This is a genomic window from Citrobacter sp. S46_ASV_140 (genome assembly GCF_018919545.1).
Lineage (GTDB): Bacteria > Pseudomonadota > Gammaproteobacteria > Enterobacterales > Enterobacteriaceae > Citrobacter > Citrobacter braakii.
Genome location: NZ_JAHLRC010000097.1, coordinates 1 through 13,135 on the forward strand (window position 1 = coordinate 1; position 13,135 = coordinate 13,135).

Here is a 13,135-nt window from a genome sequence, read left to right on the forward strand (position 1 = left end):
CGAACGGCGGATGGACTATTCCGGCGCCGATCATGCCGATCCCCGCATCTTTGTGCGCAATTGCGGTGTTAATCACCGGCAGAATGCCGGTGCTACCCACGCGCGTAATGTCGATAGCGGTCGGTACGCCCATAAAACCAAGTAACGGAATGGTAACGTTGGGGTTTTCGCCGAGAGTGATTTCACGCATCTGGCGAGAGAAATCGACCGCCTCTTCAACCGTACCGCCCACCAGCGCCACGATGGCCGGTGCCGTGGCCATGGCAAAACCGCCGATGCCGTAGGTTTCGGTAATTGCGCTATCACCGATATCACGTCCGGAATCTTCGGGCTTATAGCCCGCAAACATTGGGCCAATCACCTGCTGCGCCGGACCGGTAAACCACTGACCCGGTAAGCCGCTGATGCGCAGACCGAATTCAACGCCGTTACGCGCCATCGTCGTGACTACGGTGCTGTATTCGATCCCGTGTGCGGCGTCCATTGCGGCTTTACACATCGCCATCCAGGTCGGTCCGGAGAAGTAATCGCTGCTGAGGACGAATTCGAATACCTCACGCTGCTGCTCAACCGGATAGCCGGTCTGAATAATCCACGGCGTCAGTGCCTGTATCAGTAGCGCCGTCCCGGCGTTGTTGCGGTTATGGCACTCATCGCCCATGTGCAGCGCCTGCGCCAGCATCAGGCGCAGATCGATTTCGCCCGCCAGCTTCATGGCGTCGCGCAGCATCGGTCCCATCACATCGCGCATCCAGTTCAGGCGATCGATAACGCTCTGATCGTTCGCGCCCATGCGCAGGATCTTCGCCATCTGCTCGCTCATATTGGTATATGCGCGGTTGCCGTAGGTTTTGTTCTCGACGATGTGCATAAACATCGATGCCGACGTTACACCCGCCATCGAACCGACACAGTCATGCTCGTGGCACGGTGAGAAGATGATTTCACCCGAGGCGGCCAGGTCGGCGGCTTCATCCAGATCTTTCGCCAGCCCTTCAAACACCAAAGCCCCGGTGACCGCGCCCTTCATTGCGCCGCACATTTTTTCCCAGCAGATGGGCGGTCCGGCGTGCAGGATGGTGTTGCGGGTCATGCCCGGCACGACGTTGATCGCCTGGTCATAGCCAATCAGCACCGGATGCGACTGGATAATGCGTTCCAGCGCCTGCTGGTTAGCGGCAGCGATTTTGTCAGCCAGCGGCGAATCGGCAATTTCGTCCAGTGCGGCCACGACCTGCATGTTGCCCTGGCCCGGCGGCGTCCAGTCGAGCTGGGTCACGGGAACATTCTGCTTTTTCAGGTCATCGCTGAACATCGCGATGCCGACGTTAATCACGTTCAGCGGCTGGTTAAACAGTGTCTGGCTCATCAGGCTTCCTCCCCTTTACAGATAAATTCACGCGCCAGCAATCCGGTATTGGTGCTACTGCTCGCCCAGATCACGCCTGCATCGGTCAGCATCTGGCACTGTTTTTCCAGCGACGGCGTATCGAGATCGGTTCCCAGCACGTAGCCGAGGATCTCAAGCGGACGCCCCTCTGCGGCGGCGATCGCTTTGGCTTCGACGATCGCCTCGATCATCACGCCAACCGGATCTTCATGTGATCCATATCCAAGAACGAAGTCCATAACGATCACGCCGACTTCAGGATCGCGAGCTTCCTGCAACAGACGACTAATGCGGTTGGTTGGATCGATCATCGGGTGCGGTTTACCGTTGGTAAAATCGTCATCTCCGAAATCAAGGAAGGTATGTCCCACGCTGCGGTTGAGATCTGTCAGGCGAAAAGCCGGATCCGGATGAATGTTGCTGTAAACTTCCGCATGTTTTTCCATGGCAGCAAACATCGCCTCATCGCACAGCGTGCCGCCGCAGAATAAGCCGCGAATGTACTTTTGCTGCGGGGTCAGGCGGGCGCGGACCTCTTCAATCAGCGGCCAGTTGAGCGGATGCAGATCCAGACTCTCTTTTTTCACGCCAGTCAGCAGTACCGCTTTCAGCGCCGCCTCTTTAGTGCCGCGTGCAAACAGCAGACCGTTTTCATCCGCAGGCGCGGCTTCACGTCCGAGGAAACACACCACGACGGGCTTATGGCAGGCGCGCGCACGTTCCAGCACTTTGCGCGCCACTGTTGGCGCAGGAGGTTTGGAGATAAGCGCGATGATCTCGGTTTGCGGATCGGCCTCCAGCATGCCAATCGCGTCAAGCATCATCAGGCCGCCAATCTTTTCGCTCAGATCGCGTCCACCGGTGCCAATCAGTTGGGAAATCCCGCCGCCAAACTCGTGAATGCGTACGCTCAGCTCCTGGCTACCGGTACCGGAGGCGCCAACAATTCCGATGTTGCCGCGACGCACCGCATTGCCAAAACACAGCGCCGCGCCGTTAATAATGGCGGTTCCGCAATCGGGCCCCATCATCAGCAGGCCTTTTTCATGCGCCAGTTGCTTGAGCGCCAGTTCGTCTTCAAGAGAGACGTTGTCAGAGAACAGCATCACGTTGAGGTTATTTTGCAGCGCCTGACGCGCTTCACGCGCGGCAAACAGACCATTGACCGAGATCACCGCCAGGTTGCTGTCAGGAACATGCTTCTTCGCACTGGCAAGCGTGGCATAGCGCGCTTCATGCTGCCCCCCCTGCTCTTTATGCGTAAACAAATCTTCAATCGCCACCAGCGTCTGAACGTTCGCCGCCTCGCTGGCGCCTTTAATGACAATCATCAGGTCGCCACTTTTCGCCTCTTCAAGTTCAGGCGTGAGCAGACCGAGATTCTTCAGTACGCCCTTATTCATTTCTGTCGCCATAGCCACGAACGCCTGCTCAACGCCATCGAGCTTATTTGCGCGTGTGGAGATAGACATCAGTGAGACAGAATCAAAATACGTGTTCTTTTTAACAACTATCCTGATCGACATAATTCCCTCCGGACCTGTGGCTCAGGGCGCAGGCATCCGCCATGCCATACAGCATGTCGCAGCCAGAACTTGAGCCGATATTTTTAATGTCAGTAATATATTGCGTAGAAACGGGTTGTTGCTCTGTAATAATATGGTTCAGCAGCCGTCCGACGCTTTCCCGATAACGTTGATGAAAGGCTTCCTCTAGCGTTATTTTGCTGAGTAGCGTGGTATTATTTGCGGCACGTTGTAAGGCTGCTAAAAAATCATCACGATATTTCCCCAGCGGATGTCCCGGAATAAATAAAATAGTGCTTAAGCCCACTAAATAATCATCAGATGAAGGCGTCAGACCAATCCCCAGACCAATTAAATGGCTGACCGCTGTAGAGATATTTTCTCCTGTATGCAACGCCGCCAGTAATGTTTGTCGGCGACTCAGTAATTGGCGGGTGATTTCCAGATAAAACGGGTTATCACCCTGGTACAGAAATAATGTGTCAGCACTTCTTAGCTGTTGGCGAATAACCTCTTCCCAGCGCAGCCAGCGGATTGCAGCAAGGCTTATTGCATCAAGCCTCCACCGTGGTATGCGCCACGGCAGACAACCGGAAGTTTCTATCCATTTATCGTTGCCAACGGCTATCCCCGATTCGGTAAAACTGACTCTCTCACCGGGGTGAAACAGCTCTTCACAATGCGTCAGCGCCAGCCGACAGCTGTTAGGCGCGTTATCACAACCTTCACTCAGTAACGTCAGCAACCGCTGCTGTTCAGGTATCAACAGGTTTACCGCGCGGGAAAAAACCTGTTCAACCCGTCCCGTTCCCCGGAAAGCGAGAAACGCGCCGTCTGCGGTTAGCGCCCGTACGCATCGCCGTGATGGCGTGGCGATAGTGGCGCTCCTCTGTCAGGCTCCGGCCGCAATCAGCAGCTCGGCAATTTCGTGGTATCCCTTCTCCCGCGCCAGCTCCAGCGGGGTTTTACCGTATTTATCCGTCATGTGCGGGTTTGCGCCATGGTCGAGCAGCAGCTTGACGATTTCCTGCTGTTTCGCGCCGCCGTCATTAAGCACGATGGCTTCCAGTAACGGCGTCCAGCCGACAAAGTTGGTATGATTAACATTGATATCGGTACGCAGCAGCAGTTCGCGCACGATCTCTACATGACCTTTTTCGCTGGCAGGCGTAATACCGACGCCGCCAAAACGGCTCAGGCAATTGAGATCGGGATTGGCCGGTAATACGGTACGCAGCAGCGTTAAATCGTTAGTCAGACAGCTAATCAGGAATGGATTAAAACAGGTTTGATCCTGTTTATTAATATCGGCACCGGCGGCAATCAATAAAGAAACACAGTCATAATGTTTATTCAGGCTGGCAATAATTATGGCAGTGCGCCCCTGGCGGTTAGTGGCATTAATATCCACATTTTTTGCCAGGCAGGATTTTAATCCATCGGCATCACCCTGCTCTGCCGCCAGCAGAAATTCAGTAATGAGTTCTTTCTCTGACATAATCGCTCTCCTGCAGTTTTTTAGACTTTTAAATATCCGATAAGCTGAGAATAGCAACAGAGTGCAGAGAATAATATCCGCTTAAATTTCATTCATCGTAAGCGTGTCGATTATTGAATCAAATTTAACAATGAGAACAAAACGTGCTGTAGTGCAATCTTTTCCTTATGACAGAGCCGCTTTTAGCCATTAATCAGTTGTCAGGAAAATCAGGCGTGATGCTACACGGATAGCGGCCTGCAATTAATATACAGAAGTGTGATTGCCTTCAAATCAATTGTAAAACTAGTGTTAAATTCTGTTCAAAACTGATTGCTCTGCATAAGGATTACAAATACATTCAACAATCATCGCGTCGCGGATGTGCGTTTGTCGCCGGAGGGGAGGAAGATGAATTCAATTTTTACCGAGGAAAACCTGCTGGCATTTACGATGGCAGCCCGCTACAGCAGCTTCAGCAAGGCGGCTGAGGAACTTGGCTTAACCACATCAGCAATTAGTTACACCATTAAGCGCATGGAGCTGGGGCTCGACGTGGTGCTGTTTACCCGCAGTACCCGCAGCATTGAGCTGACTGAGTCCGGACGCTATCTGTTTCGCAAGGCGACCGACCTGCTCAACGATTTCCACGCCATCAAGCGCAGTATTGATACCATTGCTCAGGGCATTGAAGCCCGGGTACGCATCTGTATTAATCAACTGTTGTATACCCCTCAACATACGGCACGACTGCTGCAGGTACTCAAGAAACAGTTTCCAACCTGCCAGATAACCGTCACCACTGAGGTGTATAACGGCGTCTGGGATTCGATCATTAACAACCTCGCCAACATCGCTATCGGCGCGCCGGATACGTTACTGGACGGCGGGGGGATTGATTACACCGAGATCGGCGCGATCCGTTGGTCGTTTGCGATTGCCCCGGATCATCCGCTGGCTTTTATGCCTGAACCGATTTCTGAGAGCCAGCTGCGCCTGTACCCGAACATCATGGTGGAAGACACCGCCCACACCATCAACAAGAAGGTCGGCTGGCTGTTACACGGACAGGAGTCGATTCTGGTTCCTGATTTTAATACCAAATGCCAGTGCCAGATCCTGGGTGAGGGCATCGGTTTTCTGCCGGACTATATGGTGCGCGAGGCGATGGAAAAGTCGTTGCTGGTCACGCGGCAGATCCACAACCCGCGTCAGGATTCACGGATGCTGCTGGCGACCCAGCATTCGGCCACCGGTCGTGTAACCCAGTGGATTAAAAAAGAGTTTGGCCCACAAGGTGTATTGACGGGAATTTATCAGGATTTGCTGCATCGGGAGTGATGCGCCGGACGGCGGTCATGCCTTCCGGCGCACGTAAGATTATCAGGCGCGAATATCGTCGTACTCGCGGGTTTTATCAAACTCATGTTTGGCAAACGGGCACAGCGGAATAACTTTGCGGTTTTCGGCGCGCATTTTCTCCACCACCTTCGCCACCAGCAGTTTACCGACCCCCTGGCCTTTCAGGCTGGGGTCGACATCGGTATGTTCAATGATGCTCAGATGCTCACCCGTTGGCACGAAGACAATCTCGGCAACCTGATTGCCTTTGGCATCGTTAACATAAAATTTGTTGTGGCCTGCAAGAATTTCCATGGTCCCCTCACTCATTTCTGGCGATATTTCAGCGCACCGCTCGGACAGGTATCAATCACTTTAATGACCGTCGCGACATCCACTTCATCCGGAATGATCCACGGTTTACGCTTCAGGTTAAAAAGCGCTGCGCTTCCCCGCACGCAGTTGCCCGAATGTTGACATATCGCCGTATTGAAGTAGACGTCAATCTTCTCGCCGGTATAGGCCCGGTAACCGGCATCCAGTAGTTCCTTATCCACGACATTGCCTCGCATTTTTTTATTGTCTGGGTCTAATCATAGACCTGTGCGAGGCTGAAGGAAGCAGCTGAAAGTAGAAATATCACTCAGGCCTTTTCTGCCACGACGGCAGCGGCTCTGGCGGCAAATACTCCAGCATCGCGGGCGTCGGCGGCGGTAGACGGTTATCGGCGATATCCCTGTCCACATCGATATGACTGATTTCACCACTTTCATGATGGTGAACCGTCAGCACCCGCGCTTTGTTCAGCTCTGTCACCAGTTCCCGGGTAATACGCAAACTTTCCGCCAGCTCATGATCTTCCAGTCCGGGTCTGCGACTGCGACGTTCCACCCGAAAACGAAACTGGTTGTACTTCGCCCAACCAATCAGCACCAGTCCGTTGACCAGCGCGACAAGGATGTAAAACGTGACCGTATCCAGCGTGGTGAAAAAGGGTCGCACGCCTATATAAGGTGAGTGCGCCAGAGCGGTGATCAGCCCTTTATAGATCAAATATAAAAAGCCAACCCAGGCAAAAAGCGTTAACAGCACGTCAATGATGCGCGGCAGCAAACGCTGCTCCGTAAAGATCAGCGGCTGGCTCATGATTCGATCCTCCCAATTCCACGATCGGGACTCACCCAACGCGCCCTGCCGCGTTTGCGTTTAAGCATTACTTTCGGGAAAGCGACCAGCGTGGTGAACAGGCTTAACATCCAGTACACCACCGGGAACCAGATAATCCAGAACAACGACGCGCCAATGCCTTTTTCATAGCGCCGCTCAATCATCAGACTCACCGCAAACTGCAACAAGCACACCACGCCGAGGATTAGCCCAGTAAAGGCCGGCGGGAACAGATGTTGTACATACAGCGAGTCCGGCATCGGGATCATCAGCCCTAACAGGAACAGCACGATACTGATCGCATAGGCAAACGCCCAGGTGGTAGAAAAACAGAACTCAAAAAACAGCGGCCACATACGGCGATATTCCCATGACCACAGGCGGCGCATGTTCACGATAAACACCTCCGCACCGCCTTGCGCCCAGCGCAGTCGTTGTTTCCATAACCCTCTTAACGTTTCAGGCATCAGGATCCAGCACAGTGCGCGCGGCTCAAAGAATATCGACCAGTGGCGCAATTGCAGCTTCCAACTGATATCGATGTCTTCGGTGATCATGTCCGGGCTCCAGTAACCGACCTCGGCCAGCGCGCGACGACGAAACGCAGCAACCACGCCGGAAACGGTAAAGATCTGCCCATAAACTCGCTGAGTGCGCTTAATCAAGCCGATAATGGAAGAAAACTCCCCGACCTGCACCCGACCGATTAAGGTGGAGCGGGTTCGAATACGTGGGTTCCCGGTCACCGCACCGACGCGCGGGAACTGGATCAGCGGCGCCACAATATAGGCAACGGCATCACGGTCCAGTAACGCATCGCCATCAATACACACCAGGTAATCACTGCGCGCCGCTGCTGCCCCGGTCTTGAGCGCCAGCGCTTTGCCCTGGTTTTCAGCCAGATGAATCACCCGCAGACTGGGGTATTCCACCGCCAGTTGTTCCAGCACGTCGTGGGTGTCATCCGTTGAACCATCGTTGATGGCAATCACTTCAATATTTTTATATCGCTGCGCCAGCGCGGCCTCAATGGTTTCGCGCGCATTAATCCCTTCGTTAAAACAGGGGATCAGAATGGAAACCAGCGGATTCCCCTCCAGCGTCGGTGGCGGTGTGTCATCTCCCCATTTCCAGTGACGCTCACGGTAGAACCAGAAATAGACCCCGCCGCTTATCCACAAAGCAGACATAAACAAAGGCCAGAAGAAGACGAAGTTCAACATCACTTCACCTGTAAAGATGACCGCCACGCCAAACGGCAGGCTGAACATCAGGCAAAGTATCAGGAAAGCAATTATGCGATCGGTCATTTTTGCGGGTACCAGTATGAGGAGAACGTCGAGCGAATCTCTGACATCTCAGGTTTGTCGCTGATGAAATCATCCGGGTAATAGCCGTAGTTACCTGCACCGCTTAATTTCAGCTGGCGCATCCATTCGGCTATTTGTTTTCCGCTGATTTCAGCCTCGTCCCCGGATTTACGCCAGTCTCGTGCCTGTAGTTCAAACACGGTTTTGTCCAGCGCGCCGGGCGTTTGTGCAACGGCATTCACTAATCTGTCGAGCCAGGCGTTGGCATCATTAGCCGGGATCTGCTCCATGAAAGGCATCGCCATTGGTGCCGTCCAGTCATAGGTATTGAGGAAATCATTCAGGTTCTGCGCAAACCAGGCTTCACTCTCCGGCTCCAGTACCGGCATGGCGTAAATATTGCGCGCCGTTTGCACCTGCGGACCGCGAATATTACGCACCGCCTGGGTCAGTTGTTTGGTGAAGTCGATCAGCACCTTACTTTTCAGTCGCGTCCAGCGCTCGAACGCCTGGGGATTGCTACGGATTTGCTCAATGCTTCCGGGAAGCCCTGCGGCGCGGTAGGCAGCCAATGCCTCCGGTGACGCGTCTTCAAAGTCCGTCAGGAAAGCATCGTCATGGAACAAAATCCCTTTGAAGCTGGCGTGTTTGGCCAGGTCTTCATAGATTTCAGTGATGCGCTGACGCGCTTCGCTGCTCCAGGGGGACAGACGGACATAATTCTCGCGGTTGATCGCTGTACGTCCCGTTTTCGGATCCCAGGCGGTTACGCGTGGGATGGAAGCGTCGAGATCGAAAGCCAGAACCGGCATCCAGGCATACACCGTCACCCCTGCCCGCGTTTGTAACTGCCAGGAGATATAGTTAAAGAGGTCGGCACGCATCGGCAGCCAGCGGTTAGGGAAATAGAGCTCGCGAATATTTCCGTCACCCTGCGGATCGGCGTAGGCCTGCAGGAAGACATGAGAAATACGCATGTCATAAACGCGCTGGATAAGTTTGTCGATGTTTCGCTTCTGCTGAGCAGGGTCCTTGTCATACACGTAATCCAGATCGACATGCATCACGCGCATCGTCTGCGGTTCACGTACCTGAGCGACCTGGCTGGCAAAGCGCTTAAGAGAGGGGTTATCAGAGATTAGCACGCGCGGGATGTCATCAAGAAACGCGGCATTCGCCAACCCTTCGTTGAGCGTGAAGGCCATCTTATAGCCATGCTCTTTAGCCAGGTTTAACGTTGTGCCGTTAGCTGCCCCGTAAGGCCAGACCCACGCGCGCGGTGATTTCCCGGTCACCGATTTGATCTTGTTGGTGATGAGAGAGATATCCGCGTTTATACGGCGCGTGTACTGTTCATCCGTTTCGTAAGTGCCGGTTTTCTTATCATACAGGCGGTTCGCCACCGCCGGTTCTTTACTTCCCTGCGGGTTGGCTTGTGCACCGAAATGCGAATTCCAGGTGTGTGCACCGACTTCCACCAACGGTGATTTACCCATCTCTTCGACCATTTTCCAGGTGGCGAATTTATCTCGCGCCGTCATTAAGCCGCCAAAATCGACTTTTTTGTTGGCGGGAGCATCAACCCAACTCCCTACCGGCGCCCAGAGCGCAGGCCAGTTATAGGCTTTCAGCAGCGGCCAGACGCGGGTATAAAAACTGCTATATCCGTCATCAAAGGTGAGTAATACCGCTTTTTCCGGCAACACGATTTTACCGTCATGGGCGTCCAGGATTTGCTGCACGCTGATCGGGTTATAGCCATTATCACGCAGCCAGGCCATTTGGTCGCTCAACGCGCTGGTGCGCACAGAAAGATAGCGTTGGTCGGCGGCACCATCCTCGACATCGTGGTAGCCGAGCACCAGGAAGCTATTTTTCGGCCACGGATGATCCGCCGTCAGCGGCGTTCTCTCTGCGGGAGGAACGTAGCGAGGCGTTGTATTGTGCGCGCTACTGCACGCGGTAATCATCAACCAGCCAGCGATTAATGCGCTAAGCCACAGGCATCTTTTCAGCATGAACAATCCTTAAAACCTGACATTTAAATCGAAAGCGAGGGAGATATTCCGCTCACGTTTACCGTCGTAGGGGCGTTTATCCCAAATAAGCATCACCCCGCCATCTACGACGTTGTTCCATTTGAGCCGTTGTCCGTATCCCACCTGAACGATGGCACCAGCGTCCTGGCCTTGCTGCCAATAGCCACCTACGCCAGCCAGACCTTGCTGCGTCCACACGGTGTCATAATGGCGGTAAAGAACCTGCTCCGCGCTCAGACCCGGTACCACGGAAAAATCACTCTTCGGGTTGTAATACGGCACATTCTCTTTGGTGTTGGTGCTCCCGCCGATGCCCGGGGTAAAGTCCAGGGTGAAGCGCGGCGTTGTCCACATGCGCTCTTTTCCGCTGAGTCCGTATTCGATGCGATCGTTACCATCTGAGAAATGTGATGCGGCAAACGACAGTTGATATTCACGTCGTTCGTTTTGATACCAGCGAACAAACATATCGCCGCCGTTGGCATACACGCCGCTACGCAGCGCGCGCAGTGGCGTATTACGCGACAAGCGCTCGGCCGAACCGCCTACGCGCCAGTTGTCATTGAAGTCATGCCAGCCGGAAAGACGACCGCCAATTTTCTGACCATCGCCATAATTTCGGCCAGAGACTTCCATTTCTGCCCAGTAGTCGCGGGAAGTCCATTCCGCCCCCGCAGCCAGATCGCGGCTGATGCCTTTACCTTCCTCAAATTCGCCAGTAGCAAAGTTGAATCCAGTAAACAATCGCCAGTTGTCGTTAATTGGCGGACTGTAAATGGCAGTATTGATGTTGAAGTCATTCTTACCGCTGACCGGGCTATCGGACGAGATCCCTTGTGTGCCGCTAATGCGCACTTCCGACATTTTGTGGACATCACGAATACGCGCGAGGCGCAGCGTCGCTTCATCATCCGGGCTACGGGCGATGACGTCATCCGTCAGTTCATCGGCCTGCCTCCATTCCTGGAGATCCAACGCAACATAAGCCTGCTGACGCTCCAGTTCCAGGTTACTTGGCTCAATCACTTCCGCCAGCTTCAGCTCTTTCTCCGCCGCATGCGGCAAGCCACGCGCTTCAAGAACGGAGGCATAAGATATGCGCAGCCCCTGGTTACCTGAACCTGTTCGCGCCAGATGCTCAGCGAGCTTTTCAGCCTCAGGTAGCTCATTGGCAGCGATATAATATTGCGTCAGCATCGACTGTCCGAGCAGCCAGTTATCGTTAGGCTGCGGCGTTGGCGAACCATAGATGCGTCGCAGGTACGGACTCTCTTTGATTAGGTTTTCGGCCTGTTTTTTAGCGGCATCAAAGTTTTCATTATCGATATGCGCGTAGAACAGATCCTGTTGATCCTCAGGACCAAGCGGCGTAACGGGAATCGGTCCATTCGGGTAGTAGATGCTCATCAGCATCGCTTCGGTTTTTTCTGGCTGGCGTTCGCTTAACCATGCCGATGCTACCCAGCGTTTTGCGTAGTTTGGCACTTCGCCGCTCGCAGAAAGCGATTCGTATTCCTTAATCACTTCAGACGTTCGCTTACGAACCAGCAAAGCGCCCATGCGGTCAATTCTCGCCCGACGGACATCATTCTGCGCGGATGGCTCATCCTTCCAGGCAGCCAGCAACTGGTCATAACGAGCCAGCGCTTTATCCGCCACGATAAACCGCTCTTCTTCATTACGTGCGGACGTATAGGAGGAACGTACCATTTCGGCGGCCGCATCAAGCTCAAGGCGGCGCTTCACAGGATCTGCCGTAGGCACTACCTCCGCCATATTTAAGGCGGGCCCGGAAACACGGTTTGCTGACAGAGCAGACAGCAGCGTGGATTTTGCATTTTTGTTGCCAGGATCAACGTCATCCGCCTGGCTGGCAACCAACAGCGCGTCCCAGTTTTTCCCCTGAGAATGATATACGTAGGCAAGTAGCGCATCGGAGTCAGCCCCCGGATGTGCCTGTGCCCATTTATTCGCTTCAGTAAGGGCTTGCTGATTGTAGCGAGCATCTGCCAACGTCATTATCCAGCCGGTGCGTACGTCAACGTTGTCAGGCTCTTCCTGTAAAACGCTTTCCCATACCGCCAATGAATCATTCCAGTTTTTCTGGTTACGGTACGCACGTGCAGCGGCAACTTTGCCGCGCGCAGGCACATCCATCTGCCCACGATAGCGCTGCCAGATTTCAATAGTGGCTTTATCGTTGTTATCAACCCAACTGGAAACTTGCAGCCAGTCGGCAACCTGATTTGGCGTTAGCGCGCTTTGCTTTCCCTGATCCTCTAGATAACGCAATAACGGTGCACTATTACCACCCCGCGCTTCAATAACCAAAGCGTCATAATCTGATGTCGCTGCAGAGATTTGCATAGGGAAAAGAACGCTTGCCGTAAATAAACAGCTTAAAGACTTAAAACGTTTAATGAAGTTGGCATGTCGACGCATACTTAACATATCTGCCCTTATAACTTACATCAGAGTAAAAATAAGCGTTTTCAATATATTACAGTCAGTTACTTACGGTACCCGACCATGTAAGATGCACTGCCGCTTATTTTGCAATAGGGTTATGAAGCAATTAATTCTTTCGTCTTATTGACTACCCGCGCCTCGCCCTCTAATCGTGGGAAAGCAGGCGTAAACTCGAAAATTTTATCACTCAGCGTAGTTCGTGGCTATGCGATACGAAAACTCTTAGACAAAAAAGTATTTTAGACTAAATAATCCTAATACTCTTGGGATTGAATTCTGGATTTAGATTAAGTTTGCATGACGAAACCTTGTGACGATGATAACTATTGCTGGTTAGCATAGCTACACCGCGCAACTGTTTGCATGGTAACTATTGTGTGCGGATAGAGAAAGTTCTGATAATAATGCCCCTGATA

11 protein-coding genes are annotated in these 13,135 nt (G+C 53.2%); 1 reads left to right on the plus strand and 10 read right to left on the minus strand.

Annotated elements, in window-relative coordinates; all coding sequences use genetic code 11:
• From KQJ19_RS18515 to KQJ19_RS18530, 4 genes are all read right to left on the minus strand, one after another.
• On the minus strand, positions 1 to 1,369 hold a 1,369-nt coding region (locus KQJ19_RS18515; RefSeq protein ID WP_216403964.1), incomplete at its 3' end, for a DUF1116 domain-containing protein.
• Complete coding sequence (fdrA, locus tag KQJ19_RS18520; RefSeq protein WP_216403965.1) at positions 1,369 to 2,916, minus strand: acyl-CoA synthetase FdrA; 1,548 nt, start codon at positions 2,914 to 2,916, stop codon at positions 1,369 to 1,371. The genes fdrA and KQJ19_RS18515, both read right to left, overlap by 1 nt.
• On the minus strand, positions 2,894 to 3,682 hold the full coding sequence (locus tag KQJ19_RS18525; RefSeq protein ID WP_216403966.1) for a DUF2877 domain-containing protein: 789 nt from the start codon (positions 3,680 to 3,682) through the stop codon (positions 2,894 to 2,896). Before KQJ19_RS18525 ends, fdrA begins: the two co-directional genes overlap by 23 nt.
• Positions 3,683 to 3,808: 126 nt before the next feature.
• Complete coding sequence (locus tag KQJ19_RS18530) at positions 3,809 to 4,414, minus strand: ankyrin repeat domain-containing protein (protein WP_016157395.1); 606 nt, start codon at positions 4,412 to 4,414, stop codon at positions 3,809 to 3,811.
• Positions 4,415 to 4,804: 390 nt separating this feature from the next.
• On the opposite strand from KQJ19_RS18530, the gene KQJ19_RS18535 reads away from it, so the two are divergent.
• Positions 4,805 to 5,734 carry a LysR substrate-binding domain-containing protein gene (locus tag KQJ19_RS18535; protein WP_016154301.1) on the plus strand — a complete coding sequence of 310 codons (930 nt, stop codon included), beginning with the start codon at positions 4,805 to 4,807 and terminating at the stop codon, positions 5,732 to 5,734.
• A 42-nt stretch (positions 5,735 to 5,776) separates the two neighbouring features.
• On the opposite strand, the gene KQJ19_RS18540 is transcribed toward KQJ19_RS18535, so the two are convergent.
• The 6 genes from KQJ19_RS18540 to pgaA form a co-directional block, all read right to left on the minus strand.
• Complete coding sequence (locus tag KQJ19_RS18540) at positions 5,777 to 6,049, minus strand: GNAT family N-acetyltransferase (protein WP_049282183.1); 273 nt, start codon at positions 6,047 to 6,049, stop codon at positions 5,777 to 5,779.
• Positions 6,050 to 6,060: 11 nt separating this feature from the next.
• A complete protein-coding gene (gene yjdI / locus KQJ19_RS18545; protein WP_016154303.1) occupies positions 6,061 to 6,291 on the minus strand; it encodes a 4Fe-4S mono-cluster protein YjdI in 231 nt (76 codons plus the stop codon).
• 82 nt (positions 6,292 to 6,373) lie between these two features.
• Positions 6,374 to 6,880, minus strand: a complete 507-nt coding sequence (pgaD, locus tag KQJ19_RS18550; RefSeq protein ID WP_216403967.1) for a poly-beta-1,6-N-acetyl-D-glucosamine biosynthesis protein PgaD — start codon at positions 6,878 to 6,880, stop codon at positions 6,374 to 6,376.
• Positions 6,877 to 8,211 carry a poly-beta-1,6-N-acetyl-D-glucosamine synthase gene (gene pgaC / locus KQJ19_RS18555; RefSeq protein ID WP_016154305.1) on the minus strand — a complete coding sequence of 445 codons (1,335 nt, stop codon included), beginning with the start codon at positions 8,209 to 8,211 and terminating at the stop codon, positions 6,877 to 6,879. The genes pgaD and pgaC overlap by 4 nt, the downstream gene beginning before the upstream one ends.
• Positions 8,208 to 10,229 (minus strand): poly-beta-1,6-N-acetyl-D-glucosamine N-deacetylase PgaB, encoded by a 2,022-nt coding sequence (gene pgaB / locus KQJ19_RS18560; RefSeq protein WP_016157399.1) that lies wholly within the window; start codon positions 10,227 to 10,229, stop codon positions 8,208 to 8,210. Before pgaB ends, pgaC begins: the two co-directional genes overlap by 4 nt.
• A 9-nt stretch (positions 10,230 to 10,238) precedes the next feature.
• Positions 10,239 to 12,701, minus strand: coding sequence for a poly-beta-1,6 N-acetyl-D-glucosamine export porin PgaA (gene pgaA, locus KQJ19_RS18565; RefSeq protein ID WP_016154307.1), 2,463 nt, complete (start codon positions 12,699 to 12,701; stop codon positions 10,239 to 10,241).
• Positions 12,702 to 13,135 lie beyond the last annotated feature (434 nt).

What these genes read in the sequence shown, in the direction of transcription:
- fdrA (WP_216403965.1), bottom strand. Translation starts at nt 2,916, where the DNA reads ATGTCGATCAGGATAGTTGTTAAAAAGAACACGTATTTTGATTCTGTC.
- KQJ19_RS18530 (WP_016157395.1), bottom strand. Translation starts at nt 4,414, where the DNA reads ATGTCAGAGAAAGAACTCATTACTGAATTTCTGCTGGCGGCAGAGCAG.
- KQJ19_RS18535 (WP_016154301.1), top strand. Translation starts at nt 4,805, where the DNA reads ATGAATTCAATTTTTACCGAGGAAAACCTGCTGGCATTTACGATGGCA.
- KQJ19_RS18540 (WP_049282183.1), bottom strand. Translation starts at nt 6,049, where the DNA reads ATGGAAATTCTTGCAGGCCACAACAAATTTTATGTTAACGATGCCAAA.
- pgaD (WP_216403967.1), bottom strand. Translation starts at nt 6,880, where the DNA reads ATGAGCCAGCCGCTGATCTTTACGGAGCAGCGTTTGCTGCCGCGCATC.
- pgaC (WP_016154305.1), bottom strand. Translation starts at nt 8,211, where the DNA reads ATGACCGATCGCATAATTGCTTTCCTGATACTTTGCCTGATGTTCAGC.
- pgaB (WP_016157399.1), bottom strand. Translation starts at nt 10,229, where the DNA reads ATGCTGAAAAGATGCCTGTGGCTTAGCGCATTAATCGCTGGCTGGTTG.
- pgaA (WP_016154307.1), bottom strand. Translation starts at nt 12,701, where the DNA reads ATGTTAAGTATGCGTCGACATGCCAACTTCATTAAACGTTTTAAGTCT.